The organism is Streptomyces sp. NPDC021012 (assembly GCF_044333355.1).
Lineage (GTDB): Bacteria > Actinomycetota > Actinomycetes > Streptomycetales > Streptomycetaceae > Streptomyces.
In genome coordinates, this window is the sequence record NZ_JBIRQU010000011.1 from 200,804 (window position 1) to 219,518 (window position 18,715).

Below are 18,715 nucleotides of genomic sequence, written 5' to 3' on the forward strand. Positions count from 1 at the left end.
CCTCGGAAGTCGATAAATCGGCAGGGTTACTGTCCCGTACCGCCGGTAGTACCCCCGGAACCGCTGGAATCGAGGAGCGAGGAGACCCAGTCGGTGAACCACGAGATGCCGTCGCCGATGGCCTGCCAGTAGCCCTTGCCCTGGGCGACCCAGTCCTGGAGCGGGGTGAGCTCCCAGATGAGCCAGCCGCCGATCACGAACAGGACGATCATGATCAGGCAGCCCTTGAGGCAGCCGAGACCGGGGATGTGCACCGGGTTGGCGCTGCGCTGGCGCGGCGGGCGCGGCTCGCGCGGCGCCGGGGCCTGGGGCGGCGGCTGCGGCGGCTGGTACTGCTGCTGGGGCTGGGCGTACTGCTGGGGCGGGGGCGGCGGGGGCGCGTACTGCTGAGGCTGCTGCTGGTACGGCGCGGGTCCGGGGCGCTGCGGGGCCGGGCGGGGCTGCTGGTACGGCTGGGGCGGCTGCTGGCCGTACTGCTGCTGGCCGTACGGGCCGGGCCGGGCGTCCTGCGGCGGCTGCTGCGGGCGCTGCGGCTGGCGCTGCGGGCGGCGGCGCAGCGGGTCCTCGCTCGGGTCCAGGTACTGGACCTGCGTCTGCTCGTTGCGGTCGCGGACCTGTCGCAACTGGCTCTGCCAGGGGTGCGGCTCCTCCGGCTGCCCGGTCTGGGGGGCCTGGGGCGGCACGGGGGGCATGACGGCCGTCGGGTCGGCGGCGCCCTGACCGGAACCGGTCGCGGGCAGGACCGCCGTCGGGTCGGCGGCGCCCGCCGGGCCGCCGGTCGGCATGACGCTGGTCGCGGCGGCGGGGTCGTACTGCGGGGGCATCCCGGCGCCCGCGCCCGCACCGGCGGCGCCGGTGGGCAGCACCTGGGTCGGGTCGGCGGCGCCCGGCGCCTGCGCCTCGGGGGTCCCCGGGACCGGCGCGGGAGCCGGGTCCGGGGCGAGGAGCGCGCCGACGCCCTCCGCGGCCTCGATCTGGGCGGGGGTGGCGTGGACGCCGATGCCGGCGGCGACCGCGCGCAGGCCGCGGGCGAGGTTCACGGCGCTCGGCCGTTGCTCCGGGTTCTTGCTGAGGCAGCGCTCTATGACCGTCCACAGGGGTCCGGGCACGGTCGAGGGGCGGCGCGGCTCCTCGCTGAGGTGCCGGTGGAGGACCTCCAGGGCGGTGCCGCCGGCGAACGGGGGCCGGCCGGTGACCAGCTCGTAGAGGAGGATGCCCGCGCCGTAGATGTCGACGGCGGAGGTCTGCGGGCGGCCCTCGGCGGACTCGGGCGCCACGTACGCGGGCGTGCCGACGAACTCGTGGGTGCGGGTCAGGCCCGGGGAGTCCGCGAGGCGCGCGATGCCGAAGTCGGTCAGCATCGGGTGCATCTGGCCGCCCTGCTCGGCGAGCAGGACGTTGGCCGGCTTGAGGTCGCGGTGGACGACGCCGTCGGCGTGGCTGGCGGCGAGCGCGTCGGCGATCTGGGCGGTGAGGAGGGCGGCGGCGACCGGGGTGAGCGGGCCGCTCTCCCGGATGTACCGGTGCAGGTCGGGGCCCTCGACGAGGTCCATGACGAGGGCGAGGACATCGCCCTCGACGACCAGGTCGCGGGTGCGCACGATGTTCGGGTGGGTCAGCCGGAGGAGGACGGACCGCTCGCGCAGGAAGCGCATGACGATGTCCGCGTCGTTGGCCAGCTCCTCCTTGAGGACCTTGATCGCCACGGTCTCGCCGGGCTCGCCGGGCACGGCCGCCTCGGCGCCCGCCGCCTCCCGCTGGCGGGCTCGCCAGACGGTGCCCGTGGCGCCGCGGCCGAGCGGCTCCTCGAGCAGGTACTTGCTGCCGATAGGCCGCACGTCACGCGCTCCCTGCTGATCGTGGTCCTGGGGTGGTTCCGGAGGTGTCCCCGGTGTCCCTGTCCTCTGTTGTGACCCGTCCGGGTGTCCGACCCACTTTAGTGCCGCCGTACGGGTCACAGACCGGTCGTCCACAGGCCGGTTCCGCTGCCGTGCGCGGGCCCCGCCGGGGGCCCGGAGCGAACGGAACCCGTCCGGAACTTGTCCGGAAGAAGACGCTCCACGGGGGTCGACGGTTGCCACGCATGCTCCGAAGACATGCCCAACCAGGCCATTTCTCGTCCACGGCCGACCGTTCAAGATCACTTCTGGCCGACCCGTGGGCGTGTTGTCGGCGGCAGGTGCGAGGATGCCTCCAGCACGTCGTGTCGACGGGGTCGGGAGCCCCCGCGCCGTGCCGACCTGTACCGGGCGACGCGCCCGTGCCGGGTGGGGGGAGACACAGGGCGGTTCCCCCCTGCCGGGCCGGCTCGCGCAGAAGGGACCGCTGACGGCGATGCAGATCCGGCTGACCGTCCTCGCGCCGTACGCCGGCCACGGCACCGGGCGCGCCTGCGACGTGCTCGTCACGGCCCCCGCCGGGACGGCGCTCGCCGCCGTCGCCTCGAACCTCGCCGCCGCCGTCACCGGCCCCGACACCTCCTCCTCGGGCACGACCGTGCTCTACGCGGGCGCGGAGCGGCTCGACGGCCGGCGCTGCGTGCTCGGCGAGCCCCCGCTGGTCGACGGCGCGGTCCTCTCCCTCCAGGTCCCGGGACCGGACGACCGGGCCGACGAGACGGCCTCCGCCCGGCTGCACGTGGTGGCGGGCCCGGACGCGGGCGGGGTGCACCTGCTGCACGGCGGAGCGATCAGAATCGGCCGTTCCGTCGACGCCGACGTGCCGCTCGACGACCCCGACGTCTCCCGCTCCCACTGCACGGTGACCGTCGGCGCGGACGGCCGCGTCACGGTCGCCGACCGCGGCTCCACGAACGGCACGACGCTCGACGGCATGCCCGTCGGCGAGCGCCCGGTCCCGCTCCGCCCGGGCGCGCTGCTGCGCCTCGGCGAGTCCGCCCTCCGCCTGACGGGCCCCGGCGGCGGTGGTGCGGAGGCGGTGGCGACGGCCCCGGACGGCGAGGGCCACCTGCGGGTCGCGCACGCGACGGACCACCTGCCCGAGCGCCCGGGACCGGCGGACGACGCCACCCACGGCGGGGCGCGCGGCATCGCGTACGGCGAGGCCCACGCGCACGCGGGGCACCCCCATGACGGACCCGACGGATACGACGACCACCTCGGCCACGACGGCGACGAGCCGCACGGCGGCCCCCTGGGCGGGGCGCCCGCGGCTCCGGCCGCGCCCGCGCGCGGCGGCAGGCGCGGGCTCGGCGCCTGGGCCCGGCGGCTGGCGGGCGGCCGCGAGGAGCTCCCCACCACCGAGGTCCCCACCTCCCCGGCCACGCACGCCGGCACCCGGCCCGGCCCCGGCGCGCGGGACGGCGCCCCCGGTCCCGTACCGGTCGCCGACACCTGGCCCGACCCGGCCACCGTGCTGCTCACCGCCCTCGGCCCCGGGCCCCGGCTCTGGGAGCGGCCCCAGGACCACCCCGAGGCGCTGGTCGTCCGGCTCGGCACGGCGGACCGCGCCGAGCTGTCCGGCGTGCCGGTCACCGTCGGCCTGCGCGAGGTCGGCTCCCTCGGTCTGGCGGGCCCCGGCGACCGGCTCACCGGGCTCGCGCGCTCGGTCGTGGCCCAGCTCGCCGCCCTGCACTCCCCTTCCGACCTGGAGATCGTCCTCGTCAGCGCCGACCGGAACCGGTCCCTCGAAGAGCGGCGGCGCGCCTGGGGCTGGCTCGGCTGGCTCCCGCACGTCCGCCCGGCCCACGGCCAGGACTGCCGGCTGCTCCTGGCGTACGACCGCGAGCAGGCCCAGGCGCGTACGGCCGAGCTGACCCGGCGGCTCGACGACGGCCCGCTCGGCCCCGGCTGGCCCAGCGCCGACCGCGCGTCCGTCGCCGAGGCCGCGGCCCGACACGACGGGCCGACGACGGTCGTGATCGTCGACGGCGACCCCGGGACGGCGGCCCTGCGCGAGACGGTCGCGCGCCTCGCGGGCGTCGGCGCGGCGGCCGGCATCCACCTCCTCTGCCTCGCCGAGGCGCCCTCCGCGACCCCGGACTCGCCGGTGGCCGCCACGTACGAGGCCGCGTGCTCCGCGTCCCTCGCCTTCCGCGAGTGCGGGGCCGCCGCGCTCCTCAGCGGCGACGTGGCGACGGCGCTGCGGCTGCTCCGGACCTCCGGCGGACGGCTCGCGGGCCACGGCACCGTCGGCGTCGTCGACGCGGTCTCCGTCGCCTGGGCCGAGCGGTTCGGCCGGGCCCTCGCCCCGCTCCGCCCGGAGACGGCGGCCGCCCCGGGCGCCCGGACGTCCGCGCTGCCCCCTTCCTCCCGCCTGCTCGACGAGCTCGGGCTCGCCCGCGCCACGCCCGCGTCCCTGATGGCCCGCTGGGCCTCCGCCGGCGACGGCACGGCCGTCCTGGGCGCGGGTCCGCGCGGCCCCCTGTCCGTGGACCTCACGGCGGAGGGCCCGCACCTGCTGATCGAAGGCCCCGCGGGCAGCGGGCGCACCGAGCTGCTCCGCTCCATCGCCGCCTCCCTCGCAGCGGGCGGCCGTCCCGACCGGCTCGGCCTGCTCCTCGTGGACGGCGCGGGCGGCGAGCGCGGCGAGGGCCTCGCGGCCTGTACGGAGCTGCCGCACGTCACCGAGCACCTCGTCGCCTCTGACCCGGTACGGATGCGGGAGTTCGCGCAGGCGCTGGGCGCCGAGCTGAAGCGCCGGGCGGAGCTCCTGGGCGACGGCAGCTTCGCCGACCGCCGGGGCACGGCGCGCGCCGCCGACCGCCTGATCGGCCAGCGCTCCCCGAGCCCCGCGGAATCCGTCCCCCAGACCACCCGCGCCACCGTCCGCGTCCCCGACACCACCGACCTCACCGACCGCCCCAGCGGCCGCACCCTCCGCACCGGCGACGGCCCCATCGGCGCCCTCCCGACCAGCCGCACCGGCCGGAGCCCGTACGGCGGCGCGGACGACGTCACGGGCCGTTCGAGCGGCCGCGTGCCGTACCCGGGCGCGGACGACGTGACCGGCCGGTCCAGCGGCCGGATCCCCCACCCCGCTGCCGGTGACGTCACCGGCCGCCCCAGCAGCCGCACCCCGTACCCCAGCGCCGACGACCTCAACAGCCGCACCAGCGGCCGCGTCCCCTACCCGGGCGCGGAGGACGTGACGGGCCGTTCGAGCGGCCGCGTGCCGTACCCGGGCGCGGACGACGTCACGGGCCGGTCCAGCGGCCGGATCCCGTACCCCAGCGCCGACGACCTCAACAGCCGCACCAGCGGCCGGATCCCCCACCCCGGTGCGGGTGACGTCGCCGACCGCCCCAGTGGCCGGGTCCGTCGTTCCGGGGACGGGGCGTTCGAGGAGCGGTCCGGGGCGTGGGGGCGGTCCGGTGGGGACGCGTTCCTGGGGGACACGCCCAGTGGGAGGCTGCCGCGGCGGGACGGCGGGGGGCTCGACGAGCGTCCGAGCAGCCGGACCCTCCGGACGCACGAGGGCGAGCTCGCGGAGCACCCGAGCGGCCGTATCCCCCATCCCGCGTCCGAGGACGCCGCCGGGCGGATCCCGCGGCCCGCTTCCGGGGAGCAGGCGCCGGTGCGGGCGGGCGGGCAGCTGCCGCGGCTCGTGGTGCTCGTGGACGACTTCGACGCGCTGGTCGCGCCGGCGCTCGGCGCCCCCGGCCGGCCGGCCGCGGGGTCCGTCGTGCGGGCGCTGGAGGCCGTCGCGCGGTACGGGGAGCGGCTCGGGGTGCACCTGGTGGCGACCTCGGCGCGCCCGGACCGCACGGCGGACACGGAGCTGGCGCACGGGGCGCGGCTGCGGATCGTGCTCGACGCGCCCCCGGTGGCGGCGGGCCCGGACGTGCCGGCGGCCGGGCGGGGCCGTCTCGGGCATCCGGACGGCCGGGTGACCCCGTTCCAGGCGGGCCGCGTCACGGGCCGGATCCCCCGGACGGCGACGCTGCGCCCGACGGTCGTGCCGCTGGAGTGGGAGCGGATGGGCGATCCGCCCACCCGTCGCCCGGTCCGTGAGCTGGGCAACGGTCCGACGGACCTGGCGCTCCTGGCGAGCGCCCTGGACCGGGCGGCGCGCTCGGTCGAGGCGGCTCCGGTGCCCCCGCTGACCCCCGCCTCCCACGCCTGACGGCACGTCACGAGGGCATCACGATCCCCCGTTCGGGGCCGGAGGCGGTATTGCGGGGCCCCGCACCCGGGCGTAGACCTGTCGGACGGACAGCGAAACGCACGGGAGAGACGGGGCAGCGATGCGTACAACTCTTCGTCCACACAAGGGCCTGTTAACGGCGACCGTCCTCGCCCTCGCCCTCGCGGGCTGCGGCGGCGGGTCCGCGGAGGACCCGCGACCCGCGCCCGATCGCGAACTCTCGCTCAAGGGCGAGAAGATCGAGGTCGCCGCCGTGTGGACGGGCCCCGAGCAGGAGAACTTCACGAAGGTCCTGAAGGAGTTCGAGAAGCGCACCGGCGCGACCGTCACCTTCGTGCCCGCGCAGGACCCGATCGTGAACTTCCTGGGCACGAAGATCGCCGGCGGTTCGCCGCCCGACGTGGCGATGCTCCCCCAGGTGGGCGCGATCCAGCAGGCCGCCGCCCAGAAGTGGCTGAAGCCGGTCGGCCCGGAGGCCAGAGCCGCGCTCGCCGCCAACTACTCGCGCGGCTGGCAGGAGCTCGGCGCGGTGGGCGGCACGCAGTACGGGGTGTACTTCAAGGCCGCCAACAAGTCCCTGGTCTGGTACAACTCCGCCGTCTTCGAGAACGCGGGCGCGTCCGAGCCGAAGACCTGGAAGGACTTCCTCGCCACCGCCGAGACGATCTCGGCCTCCGGCGTGACCCCGGTGTCGGTCGGCGGCGCGGACGGCTGGACCCTCACCGACTGGTTCGAGAACGTCTACCTCTCGCAGGCGGGCCCGGCCAAGTACGACCAGCTGGCGAAGCACGCGATCAAGTGGACGGACCCGTCCGTCGCCGCCGCGCTGAAGACCCTCGCCGAGCTCTTCGGGAAGCCGTCGCTGATCGCGGGCGGGTCGTCCGGCGCGCTGCAGACGGAGTACCCGGCCTCGGTCACGCAGACGTTCACGGGCGGCGACCAGCCCAAGGGGGCGATGGTCTTCGAGGGCGACTTCGCCGCCGTCAACATCGCCCAGACGAAGGCGGAGATCGGGAAGGACGCGAAGGTCTTCCCGTTCCCGAAGGTCGGCGACGGCGGCACCTCCCCCGTGGTGACGGCCGGCGACGCGGCCGTGGCCCTGAAGGACACCAAGGGCGCGCAGGCGCTGCTCGCCTTCCTCGCCTCCCCGGACGCGGCGAGGATCTGGGCGGCCGAGGGCGGCTTCCTCTCCCCGAACAAGAACCTGGACCCGGCGGCGTACCCGAACGACGTCCAGCGCGAGATCGCCAAGGCGCTCATCGGCGCCGGTGACGACTTCCGCTTCGACATGTCGGACCAGATGCCGCAGTCCTTCGGCGGGACGCCGGGCAAGGGCGAGTGGAAGGCGCTCCAGGACTTCCTGAAGAACCCGAAGGACGTCGCGGGGACGCAGGCACGCCTGGAGGCGGACGCCGCGAAGGCGTACAAGGGCTGAGGTCGACGTGCCGGCCACCAGGACCAGGCCGAGGACCAGGACCGTGGCGGCGGCGTTCCTGCTGCCCGCCCTGGTCCTCCTCGGCGCGCTCGTCGTCTACCCGATCGGGTACTCCGTCCGGCGCTCGTTCTTCGACCGTACGGACTCGTCCTTCGTCGGCCTCGACAACTACCTCGCGCTGGTCACCGACGACTCGCTCCGCACCGCCGTCCGCAACAACCTGGTCTGGCTGGTGGTGGCCCCGGCGGTCGCCACCGCGCTCGGCCTCGTCTTCGCGGTGCTCACCGAGCGCGTGCGCTGGGGCACGGCGTTCAAGCTGGTCGTCTTCATGCCGATGGCGATCTCGATGCTGGCCGCCGGGATCATCTTCCGGCTCGTGTACGAGCAGGACCCGGACCGCGGGGTCGCCAACGCCGTCTGGGTCGGGGTCCACGACACCTTCGCCGAGGCCTCCGGCTTCCCGCGGGCCAGGCCGCTGCCCGTGCACCCGTTGAAGGCGGCGGGCGGCGGCGCGTACGTGACGAAGGAACCGGTCCACGCGGGCGTGCCCGTGCGGCTCCCGCTGGTCGGGGTGGCTCCGGCGCGGATGCCGGAGGGCGCCCGCCCCGCGCACGCGCCGGCCGCGAAGGACGACGAGATCACCGGTACGGCCTGGCTGGACTTCACCCGGGGCGGCGGCGGGAAGCCGAACGCGGTCGACCCGGGGGAGCTGGGGCTGAAGGGGCTGCGGATCGAGGCCGTACGGGACGGGAAGGTGGTCGCCACGGCCACGGCGGCGGCCGACGGCGGCTTCGCGCTGCCCGCCGACCGCGCCGACGGAGCCGTACTGCGCCTGCCCGCGAGCAACTTCCGGGAGCAGTACGACGGCGTGGAGTGGCTGGGCCCCTCGCTCGTCACCCCGGCGGTGATCGGGGCGTACGTGTGGATGTGGGCCGGGTTCGCGATGGTCCTGATCGGCGCCGGGCTCGCGGCCGTACCGCGTGAGCTCCTGGAGGCGGCGCGGGTGGACGGGGCGAACGAGTGGCAGGTGTTCCGGCGGATCACGGTGCCGCTGCTCGCGCCGGTCCTCGTGGTCGTCCTCGTCACCCTGATGATCAACGTGCTGAAGGTCTTCGACCTGGTCTTCGTCATCGCGCCGGGCTCCTCGCAGGACGACGCGAACGTGCTCGCGCTCCAGCTGTACCGCTCGTCCTTCGGCACGGACGCGGACCTCGGGGTCGGCTCGGCCATCGCGGTCGTCCTGCTCCTTCTCGTGCTGCCGGTGATGGTGGTCAACATCCGCCGCATCCGAAGGGAGTCCCGACGATGACGAGCTCCGACGTCCCGCCGGTGAAGGGCTTCGCGACGAGAGCCGCGGCCCGCGCGGCGTCCGGCGCCGTCCGGGTCCTCCTCCTGCTCGCCGGCCTGTTCTGGCTGCTGCCGACGGTCGGGCTGCTGCTCTCCTCGCTCCGCTCGCCGTCCGACATCGCGGCGAGCGGCTGGTGGGAGGTGTTCGCGGCCCCGGCCCGGCTGACCACCGAGAACTACGCGCACCTCCTCGCGAACCACACGATCACCGGCTCCCTGCTCTCCACCGTGCTGATCACGGTCCCGGCCACCCTGCTCGTCCTCGTCATCGGCTCGCTCGCGGGTTACGCCTTCGCGTGGCTGGAGTTCCCGGGCCGGGACTGGTGGTTCCTGGGGGTGGTCGCGCTCCTCGTGGTCCCGGTGCAGGTGGCGCTGGTGCCGGTGTCGAAGCTGTTCGGCGCGGTGGGGCTCTTCGAGACGACGGCCGGGGTGGTCCTGTTCCACACGGCGTTCGGCCTGCCGTTCGCGATCTTCCTGCTGCGGAACTTCTTCGCGGAGATCCCGCGCGAGCTCCTGGAGGCGGCGCGGCTCGACGGGGCGGGCGAGATCCGGCTCTTCACCCGGGTGGTGCTGCCGCTGGGCGGTCCGGCGATCGCCTCGCTGGGGATCTTCCAGTTCCTGTGGGTGTGGAACGACATGCTGGTCGCGTTGATCTTCGCGGACTCGCAGTCGCCGCCGATCACGGTGGCGCTCCAGCAGCAGGTGCGCCAGTTCGGGAACAACGTGGACGTGCTCGCGCCGGGGGCGTTCGTGTCGATGGTGGTTCCGCTGGTGGTGTTCTTCGCGTTCCAGCGGCAGTTCACGACCGGGGTGATGGCGGGCGCGGTGAAGTGACCGCCGGAACGCCCCTCCGCGCGGTGAAGTGACCGCCGGAACGCCCCTCCGCGCGGTGAGGCGGTGAGGCGGCGCTCCGGAGCAGTCAGGCCTTGAGCGCCGCGACCGCCGAGCGGGCGAGCTCGTCCAGGTACCCCTTGGGCAGGGGCGTGCGGACGACCACGAGGCGCCAGTAGAGCGGGCCGACGGCCACGTCCAGGGCCTTGCCGGGGTCGGTGCCCTCGGGGAGTTCGCCGCGGGCGACGGCCTCGCGGACGACCTGGGTCATGACGCCCTGCTGCCCGTCGAGCAGCACGGCCTTGACGGTCTCGGCGATCTCGGGGTGCCGGGCGGCCTCGACGAGCAGGTCGGGGATGACCTGGGAGGCGACCGGGTGCCTCAGGGCGTGCGAGGCCACTTCGAGGAGGACGCGGAGGTCTCCGTAGAGGGAGCCGCTGGCGGGTGCCGGCAGGCCCTGGGCGGCGAAGGCGCCGACGAGGTCGAGGACGAGGGAGAGCTTGGACTTCCAGCGCCGGTAGACGGCCGTCTTGCCGACTCCCGCGCGGCGCGCGATGCCCTCGATGGACATCCGGGCGTAGCCGACGGCCGCGAGCTCCTCGAAGACGGCGGCGCGGATGGCCTCGGTCACGTCCTCGCGGAGTACGGCGGCTCCGGCGGGGGCGCGGCGGGGGGTCGGATCGGTCATGGACGGCATCCTAACGAACCGCGATGCCCCGAAAGCGTTACGACGATACGGTTGCGTTCCGTCGTGTGGGCGTCCTAACCTCCCCGTAGCGACGATACGGACCCGTTCCATCGCCGACGACCTCCCGTGCGCCCCGCGCACCGCACCCCTCGTCGAAAGTGCCCGCCCGTGACCACGACCCTCGCCCCACCCGCGCAGCCGGCCGCCCCCGCGGAGCGGGAGGACCTCGCCGCGCTCGCCCGCCGGCACGGCCTGAGCGTCAGCGGGGCCCGCCCCTCGCTCCCCTCCTACGTGCGGCAGCTCTGGTCCCGCCGCGACTTCATCGCCGCCTTCGCGACCGCCCGGCTGACCGCCCAGTTCAGCCAGGCCAAGCTCGGCCAGGTCTGGCAGGTGATGACCCCGCTGCTCAACGCGGCCGTGTACTACCTGATCTTCGGCGTCATCATGAACGCGAAGAACGGCGTGCCCGACTACGTCCCCTTCCTCGTGACCGGCATCTTCGTGTGGACCTTCACCTCCAACACGGCCATGGCCGGCACCCGGGCGATCAGCGGCAACCTGGGCCTGGTCCGCGCCCTGCACTTCCCGCGCGCGAGCCTGCCGATCTCGCTCGCGATCCAGCAGCTCCAGCAGCTGCTGTTCTCGCTCGCCGCGCTCGTCGTGATGCTGGCCTGCTTCGGCCAGTTCCCCGGCTGGAGCTGGCTGCTCGCCGTCCCCGCGCTGCTCCTCCAGGCGCTGTTCAGCACGGGCCTGGCGCTCTTCCTGGCCCGGATCTCGGCCCGCACCCCGGACGTCAGCCAGCTGATGCCGTTCGTGCTCCGCACCTGGATGTACGCCTCGGGCGCCATGTTCTCGATCCAGAACCTGGCGCACAGCGGACGCTTCCCGCACACCGTGGTGCTGGCCCTCCAGTGCAACCCGGCGGCGGTCTACATCGACCTCATGCGCTTCGCGCTGATCGACAGCTACACGGCGGCGCAGCTGCCGCCGCACGTGTGGGCGCTGGCCGCCGGCTGGGCCGTGCTGGCCTTCGCGGGCGGTTTCATCTGGTTCTGGAAGGCGGAGGAGACGTACGGCCGTGGCTGAAGACCCGAAGACCCCCACCGTCATCGCCGACGACGTCCACATCACGTACACCGTCAACGGCGGGCACCCCGGCGGCCGGGGCGGCGCCACCGCCGCGCTGAGCCGGATGGCGCGCCGGCGCCCGGCTCCGGCCGCCCGCCGGGTCCACGCCGTGCGGGGCGTCAGCTTCGTCGCGTACCGCGGCGAGGCAATTGGCCTGATCGGTTCGAACGGATCGGGGAAATCCACCCTCCTGAAGGCCGTCGCGGGCCTCCTGCCCGTGAACCGGGGCCGGATCTACACCCATGGCCAGCCCTCCCTCCTCGGCGTCAACGCGGCCCTGATGAACGATCTGACCGGCGAGCGGAACGTGATCCTGGGCGGCCTCGCGATGGGCATGAGCCGCGCGGAGGTCGGGGAGCGGTACGACGGGATCGTCGACTTCTCCGGCATCAACGAGAAGGACGACGCGATCTCCCGCCCGATGCGGACGTACTCCTCCGGGATGGGCGCCCGGCTGCGCTTCTCCATCGCCGCCGCCAAGAGCCACGACGTGCTCCTGATCGACGAGGCCCTGTCGACCGGCGACGCCCGCTTCCGCCGCCGCAGCCAGCAGCGGATCGACGAACTGCGGGCGGAGGCGGGCACGGTCTTCCTGGTCAGCCACTCCAACTCCACGATCACGGAGACCTGCGAGCGGGCGCTGTGGCTGGAGGCGGGCACGCTGCGGATGGACGGCCCGGCGCGGGAGGTGGTGGCGGCGTACGAGGAGTTCACGGCCAAACCGGACACGAAGAAACCGGTCAATAGGGGCATCGCGGTCTAAAGTGCGGTGGGATGACGAACGATCACCCCCACCTCGATCACCCCCGTCCCACTCCCCCGCAGCCGCCGCCCCGCTCCGCGAGCGAACCCCCCACCCTCACCAAGTCGCCCTTCGACTCGGACACCTTCACCTCCGCCACCTTCGTCACCGTCGGCCGCACCCGCTACCTCGCCCTCGCCGTCGTCTGGCTCCTCACCCGGGCCGGGATGCTCCTGCTGCTCTCCCGCGACGACCTCGGCATCGGCGGCGTGGGCCGCGAGGTGGGCCTCTACCAGTACTGGTACGGGAAGTTCGCCGAAGGCACCTTCCCGCCCGGCGACGTCACCTGGCAGTACCCGCCCGGCGCGGGCCTCGTGATCATGTCGCCGGGCGTCCTCCCCTGGCTCACCTACTTCCAGGCCTTCGTCGCCCTCACCCTCCTCGCCGACGCCGTCGTCACCGCCGCCCTCGCCCGCGCCGACAGCGACCGGCTCACCCACGGCGCCCTGGTCTGGGTCTGCGGCCTCCCCCTCCTCCTCCACCTGCCGCTCGCCCGGTACGACGTCCAGAGCACCGCCCTCGCCGTGCTCGCCCTGCTCGCCCTCGGCGCCCGCTCCACCCGCGCCCACCAGCTCGGCGGGGCGCTCGCCGGGATCGGCGCGATGGTCAAGGTGTGGCCGGCGCTCGCCCTGATCGGCACGCCCCGGGGCCGTACCACCCGGGAGGCCTGGACCGCCGCCGCCGTCACCGCGCTCGTCCTCCTCGCCACCCTCGCGCTGTTCTTCTCCGACGCGCTGGGCTTCCTGCGCCAGCAGGGCAGCCGCGGCATCCAGATCGAGTCCCTGTGGGGCACGGCCCTGGCGCTGTCCGGCGCCGGCGGCGTCTGGCCGGGCCGGGTCGAGTTCCGCTACGGGGCCTTCGAGTACGTCGGCCCGTACGTCTCCAGCCTCGGGCACCTCGCCCTGCTGCTCACCGTCATCGCCTTCGGCTGGCTGCTCCTGTGGCGCCTGAGGGCCCGCCGCTGGACCCCCGCCACCCCGCTCGACGCGGCCCTCGCCGCCGTGCTGCTCTTCACCGTCACCAGCCGGGTGATCAGCCCCCAGTACATGATCTGGCTGCTCGGCCTCGCCGCCGTCTGCCTGACCTCCCGCCGGACCGTGATGGGCCCGGTCGCCCTGCTGCTCCTCCCGGCGGCCGCCCTCAGCTCCCTCGCGTACCCCGTCCTCTACGACGAGGTCGTCGCCGGCACCCCCACCGGCCTGGCCGTCATGGCCCTCCGCAACGCCCTGCTGCTCACGGCGGCCCTGCTCGCCGCCCGCCGCCTGTGGACCTCGACGGTGACCCCCGTCGAGGAATGAGGAACGGGGAAGGGCCCCGCCGGAAAACCGGCGGGGCCCTTCCTCATGCACGGATCACACGGACGGATCAGCTGTGCGAACGGAGCAGCGTGCGCATCGTCCGCATGGCCACCGACAGGTTCGCCAGGTCGAAGGTGTCCGAGCCCTGGATCTCCTCCAGGGTCGTCCGCGCACGGCCCAGGATCGCCGCGTTCTTCTCCTCCCAGGCCTTGAACCGCTCCTCGGGGCTCGTCGTGCCGTTGCCGACCGTCAGGACGTCGGCGGTCAGCGCCGCGTGCGCCGCGAACAGGTCCTCGCGGATCGAGGCGCGGGCCATCGACTGCCACCGGTCGCTGCGCGGCAGCTCGATGATCCGGTCCATCAGGTCGGTGATCCGCAGCCGGTCGGCCAGGTCGTAGTAGACCTCGGCGACCGCCAGCGGCTCCTTGCCCGTCCGGTCCGCGATCGCGACGATGTCGAGCGTCGGGAAGGCGGAGGAGAAGCCGGCGACGCGGACCGCGAGCTCCTCCGGCACGCCGACCTCGGTCAGCTCGTCCAGGATGCCCTGGTACCACTCCAGGTCCGAGCCGCGCAGCAGCTGCGGCAGCTGCGCCCAGACCTCCTCGACGCGGTCGGCGAAGAACTCGATGGTCTCGGTGAGCTGGAGCGGCTGCGGCCGGTTGTTGAGCAGCCAGCGGGTGCCGCGCTCGACGAGCCGGCGGGAGTGCAGTCGCATCTGCGTCTGGATCTCGGCCGGGACCTGGTTGTCCAGGGCCTCGACGGCGTCCCAGACCTGGCCCAGGCGGAAGACCGTCCTGGCGGCGGTCTGCGCGCGGACAATCTCCTCGATGGACGCGCCGGTCTCCTCGCGGAGGCGGTGCAGGAAGGTCGAGCCACCGGTGTTGACGGTGTCGTTGACCAGGACCGTCGTGATGATCTCGCGGCGCAGCGCGTGGTTGTCGACGGCCTCGGTGAACTTCTCGCGCAGCAGCGTCGGGAAGTACGCGTGGAGCAGCCCGCGCAGGTACGGGTCGTCCGGCAGCTCCGTACCGATCAGCTCGTCGGCCACCGTGATCTTGGTGTACGCGAGGAGGACGGCGAGCTCGGGCTGGCTCAGTCCCTTGCCGCTGTTGAGGAGCTCGCGGACCTGCCGGTCGTTGGGCAGGAACTCCAGGGAGCGGTCGAGGGCCCCGTCGCGGCCCAGGCGGCGCATGAACCGCTGGTGGGCGTGGAGCAGGGACGGCGACTGGGCGACGGCGTTGGCCAGGGCGGTGTTCTGCGCGTAGTTGTTGCGCAGGACGAGCGCGCCGACCTCGTCCGTCATCTCGGCGAGGATCTTGTTGCGCTGCTTGACGGTCATGTCGCCCTCGGCGACGAGCCCGTTGAGCAGGATCTTGATGTTGACCTCGTGGTCGGAGGTGTCGACGCCGGCGCTGTTGTCGATGGCGTCGGTGTTGACCTTGCCGCCCTGGCCCTCGGGGCCGCCGCTGCGGGCGAACTCGATGCGGCCCAGCTGGGTCGCGCCGAGGTTGCCGCCCTCGCCGATGACCTGGGCGCGGACGTCCTGGCCGTCGACGCGGATGGCGTCGTTGGCCTTGTCGCCGACGTCGGCGTTGGACTCGGCCGAGGACTTCACGTACGTGCCGATGCCGCCGTTCCACAGCAGGTCGACGGGCGACTGGAGGATCGCCTTCATCAGCTCGGCCGGGGTCAGCTTGGTGACGCCGTCCTCGATGCCGAGGGCGGCCCGCATCTGCGCGTTGACCGGGATGGACTTGGCGCTGCGGGGGTGGACGCCGCCGCCCGCCGAGAGCAGCGAGGTGTCGTAGTCCGCCCACGAGGAGCGCGGCAGGTCGAAGAGCCGGCGGCGCTCGGCGTACGAGACGGCCGCGTCCGGGTTCGGGTCGATGAAGATGTGGCGGTGGTCGAAGGCGGCGACCAGGCGGATGTGCTCGGAGAGCAGCATGCCGTTGCCGAAGACGTCGCCGGACATGTCGCCGACGCCGACGACGGTGAAGTCCTCGGTCTGGGTGTCGTGGCCCAGCTCGCGGAAGTGCCGCTTGACGGACTCCCAGGCGCCGCGGGCGGTGATGCCCATGCCCTTGTGGTCGTAGCCGGCGGAGCCGCCGGAGGCGAAGGCGTCGCCGAGCCAGAAGCCGTACGACTCCGCGACGCCGTTGGCGATGTCGGAGAAGGTCGCGGTGCCCTTGTCGGCGGCGACCACGAGGTAGGTGTCGTCCTCGTCGTGGCGGACCACGTCGACCGGCGGGACGACCTCGCCCGCCACCAGGTTGTCGGTGATGTCGAGGAGCGCCGAGATGAAGGTCTTGTACGAGGCGATGCCCTCGGCCAGCCAGGCGTCGCGGTCCACGGACGGGTCCGGGAGCTGCTTGGCGACGAAGCCGCCCTTGGCGCCGACCGGCACGATGACGGTGTTCTTCACCATCTGCGCCTTGACCAGGCCGAGGATCTCCGTACGGAAGTCCTCGCGGCGGTCGGACCAGCGCAGACCGCCTCGGGCGACCTTGCCGAAGCGCAGGTGGACGCCCTCGACGCGCGGGGAGTACACCCAGATCTCGAAGGCCGGGCGCGGGGCCGGCAGGTCCGGGATGGCCTGCGGGTCGAACTTCATCGACACGTAGGAGTGCGGCTTGCCCTCCGCCGTGGTCTGGAAGAAGTTCGTCCGCAGCGTCGCCTTGATGACGGTGAGGAAGGACCGCAGGATCCGGTCCTCGTCCAGGCTCGCGACCTGGTCGAGGGCGGCGTCGAGCTCTTCGAGGAGCGCGTCGATCAGCTCGGTGCCGGCGCGCTGGCGCTCGGGCGCCATGCGGGCCTCGAAGAGGTTGACCAGCAGCCGGGTGGTGTGGACGTTGTTGCGGAGGGTGTCCTCCATGTAGTCCTGGCTGAACGTGGCACCGGCCTGGCGCAGGTACTTGGCGTAGGCGCGCAGCACCATCGCCTCGCGCCAGGTCAGCCCGGCGGAGAGGACGAGGGAGTTGAAGTTGTCGTTCTCGGCCTCGCCGGTCCAGGTGGCGGCGAAGGCCTCCTGGAAGCGCTCGCGGGCGTCGTCGCCGAGGTAGTCCCCGCCGTTGCCCGTCGCGACCGGCATCCGCAGGCCGAAGTCGTAGATCCAGGCGTGGGTGCGGTCCGAGCAGCGCAGCTCGTACGGGCGCTCGTCGGTCACCTCGACGCCGAGCCGGTTGAGGACCGGCAGGACGGCCGAGAGGGAGATCGGGTCGCCCGTCTTGTAGATCTTGAAGCGGCGCTCGCCGGGGCCCGCGACGACGGGCTCGTACAGGGAGAGCGCGAAGTCCTTGCCGCTGCCGGCGAGGGCCTCCAGGTGGCACAGGTCGGCGACGGCCGCGCGCGGCGAGTGGTCGGCCTTGTAGCCCTCGGGGAAGGCGTTGGCGTAGCGGCGGAGCAGCTCGGCGGCGCGCTCCTCGCCGAGCTCGGCGTTGAGCGCCTCGCCGAAGCCGTCGGCCCAGGAGCGGGCGGCGTCGACGAGCCGGTTCTCGATGCGGTCGACGTCGGCGTCGGTGAGCTTCGCCAGCTCGGTGCCGGGCTTGACGCGGACGACGAAGTGCAGCCGGGAGAGGATCGACTCGGTGTTCCAGGCGGTGAAGTCGACGCTGGTGCCGTCGAGCTCCTCCTTCAGGATGTCGATGAGCCGCAGCCGGACGCGGGTCGTGTAGCGGTCGCGCGGCAGGTAGACGAGGGCCGAGTAGTAGCGGCCGTACTCGTCCTGGCGCAGGTAGAGCCGCAGCCGGCGCCGCTCCTGGAGGTACAGGACGCTGGTGACGATGGACTGCAGCTGGTCGACCGGGGTCTGGAAGAGCTCGTCGCGCGGGTAGGTCTCCAGGATCTGGAGCAGGTCGCGGCCGTCGTGGCTGTTCGGCGTGAAGCCGGCGCCGTCCAGGACCTCCTGGACCTTGCGCTTGACGACGGGGACCCGGCGGACGGACTCCGTGTAGGCGGCGGAGGAGAAGAGGCCGAGGAAGCGGCGCTCGCCGATGACGTTGCCCTCGGCGTCGAACTTCTTCACGCCGACGTAGTCGAGGTACGAGGGGCGGTGGACGGTCGCCCGGCTGTTGGCCTTCGTCAGGATCAGCAGCTTGTGCTCGCGCGCCTTGGCGCGGGCGTCGGCGGGCAGCCGGCTGAAGGAGGGCGAGACGGGGTGGGCGTGGTGGCCCTCGTCGTCGGCGCCGTGCTGCGGGTCGGAGCGCAGGATGCCGAGGCCGGTGCCGGGCACGGCGGACAGGGCGTCGCCGTCGACGAGCTCGTACTCGCGGTAGCCGAGGAAGGTGAAGTGGTCGTCGGCGAGCCAGCGCAGCAGCTCGCGGGCCTCCTCCACCTCGGTGGGCCGCAGGTCGGAGGCGGTGGGCTCGGCCGGGAGGCCCTCGGCGATGCGCAGGGCGGCATCGCGCATCTTGTCCCAGTCCTCGACGGTCTCGCGGACGTCGGACAGGACGCGCAGCAGGTCGGCGGTGATCTGCTTGAGGTCGGCCTTGTCGGTCTCGCGGTCGATCTCGACGTGGATCCAGGACTCGGTGAGCGCGTCGTGCGGCAGCTCGCCGTGGATCTGCGTCGACAGGACCTCGATGAGCTTGCCGGCGACGTCACGGCGGACGAGGACCTGCGGGTGGATCACGACGTGGATCCCGCGGTTCTGGCGGGACAGCTCGTTGGTGACCGAGTCGACGAGGAAGGGCATGTCGTCGGTGACGACCTCGACGACGGAGTGGCTGCTGGTCCAGCCGTTCTCCTCCACCGTCGGGGTGTGGACGCGCACGCTCGCGGTGCCCTGCGGGCGGTTCTCCGCGAGCCGGTAGTGAGAGAGCGCGGCACCGAACACGTCGACCGGGTCGCGGTCGGCGAGGTCCTCGGGCGCGGTGTGCAGGTAGTAGCGCTGGAGGTAGGCGAGCACGGTGTCCCGGTCCGGGCGCTCCCCCGCACCCTCCGGGCCCGTCGGAAGTCGCCCCCCGACCGGGCTGTGCTCAGCTACCCGGGCGGCCCTCTCGAGCAGCTCGGCCTTTGCTTCGTCCAGCTTGGTCTGCATGTCCTCTGACTCCTGTCGCGCGCCGTTGCGTGACGTCGGTGGAAGA

Annotated in this window: 10 protein-coding genes; 7 read left to right on the forward strand and 3 right to left on the reverse strand. The window is 73.7% G+C overall.

All coding sequences use genetic code 11. From position 1 onward, the window contains the following. Positions 1–26 precede the first annotated feature (26 nt). Complete coding sequence (locus tag ACH4TP_RS31060) at positions 27–1,838, reverse strand: protein kinase (RefSeq protein WP_398439767.1); 1,812 nt, start codon at positions 1,836–1,838, stop codon at positions 27–29. A gap of 496 nt (positions 1,839–2,334) precedes the next feature. Between ACH4TP_RS31060 and ACH4TP_RS31065 the strand changes: the two genes are divergently transcribed. The 4 genes from ACH4TP_RS31065 (at position 2,335) to ACH4TP_RS31080 (ending at position 9,721) form a co-directional block, all read left to right on the forward strand. Continuing rightward, positions 2,335–6,084, forward strand: a complete 3,750-nt coding sequence (locus ACH4TP_RS31065; RefSeq protein ID WP_398439768.1) for an FHA domain-containing protein — start codon at positions 2,335–2,337, stop codon at positions 6,082–6,084. Between the two features lie 121 nt (positions 6,085–6,205). After that, positions 6,206–7,540, forward strand: a complete 1,335-nt coding sequence (locus ACH4TP_RS31070) for an ABC transporter substrate-binding protein (RefSeq protein ID WP_398188530.1) — start codon at positions 6,206–6,208, stop codon at positions 7,538–7,540. A 7-nt stretch (positions 7,541–7,547) separates the two neighbouring features. Next, positions 7,548–8,849, forward strand: coding sequence for a carbohydrate ABC transporter permease (locus ACH4TP_RS31075; RefSeq protein ID WP_398439769.1), 1,302 nt, complete (start codon positions 7,548–7,550; stop codon positions 8,847–8,849). Beyond that, positions 8,846–9,721, forward strand: a complete 876-nt coding sequence (locus ACH4TP_RS31080) for a carbohydrate ABC transporter permease (RefSeq protein ID WP_389237302.1) — start codon at positions 8,846–8,848, stop codon at positions 9,719–9,721. Before ACH4TP_RS31075 ends, ACH4TP_RS31080 begins: the two co-directional genes overlap by 4 nt. 85 nt (positions 9,722–9,806) lie before the next feature. Here ACH4TP_RS31080 and ACH4TP_RS31085 read toward each other — a convergent pair whose 3' ends face one another. Beyond that, positions 9,807–10,406, reverse strand: a complete 600-nt coding sequence (locus ACH4TP_RS31085; protein ID WP_389237300.1) for a TetR/AcrR family transcriptional regulator — start codon at positions 10,404–10,406, stop codon at positions 9,807–9,809. A 168-nt stretch (positions 10,407–10,574) separates the two neighbouring features. On the opposite strand from ACH4TP_RS31085, the gene ACH4TP_RS31090 reads away from it, so the two are divergent. Genes ACH4TP_RS31090 through ACH4TP_RS31100 form a run of 3 tightly spaced genes read left to right on the forward strand, consistent with a single transcriptional unit; the run spans position 10,575 to position 13,634 of the window. After that, entirely contained in the window at positions 10,575–11,492 is a 918-nt protein-coding gene (locus ACH4TP_RS31090) for an ABC transporter permease (RefSeq protein ID WP_398188524.1), read from the forward strand. Continuing rightward, on the forward strand, positions 11,485–12,297 hold the full coding sequence (locus ACH4TP_RS31095) for an ABC transporter ATP-binding protein (RefSeq protein WP_398188521.1): 813 nt from the start codon (positions 11,485–11,487) through the stop codon (positions 12,295–12,297). The genes ACH4TP_RS31090 and ACH4TP_RS31095 overlap by 8 nt, the downstream gene beginning before the upstream one ends. Before the next feature lie 11 nt (positions 12,298–12,308). Continuing rightward, on the forward strand, positions 12,309–13,634 hold the full coding sequence (locus ACH4TP_RS31100; protein ID WP_398439770.1) for a glycosyltransferase 87 family protein: 1,326 nt from the start codon (positions 12,309–12,311) through the stop codon (positions 13,632–13,634). A gap of 67 nt (positions 13,635–13,701) precedes the next feature. Here ACH4TP_RS31100 and ACH4TP_RS31105 read toward each other — a convergent pair whose 3' ends face one another. Further along, the gene (locus ACH4TP_RS31105) at positions 13,702–18,669 is read right to left on the reverse strand and encodes an NAD-glutamate dehydrogenase (RefSeq protein ID WP_389237292.1); all 4,968 of its coding nucleotides are present in this window, start codon (positions 18,667–18,669) and stop codon (positions 13,702–13,704) included. Positions 18,670–18,715: the final 46 nt, after the last annotated feature.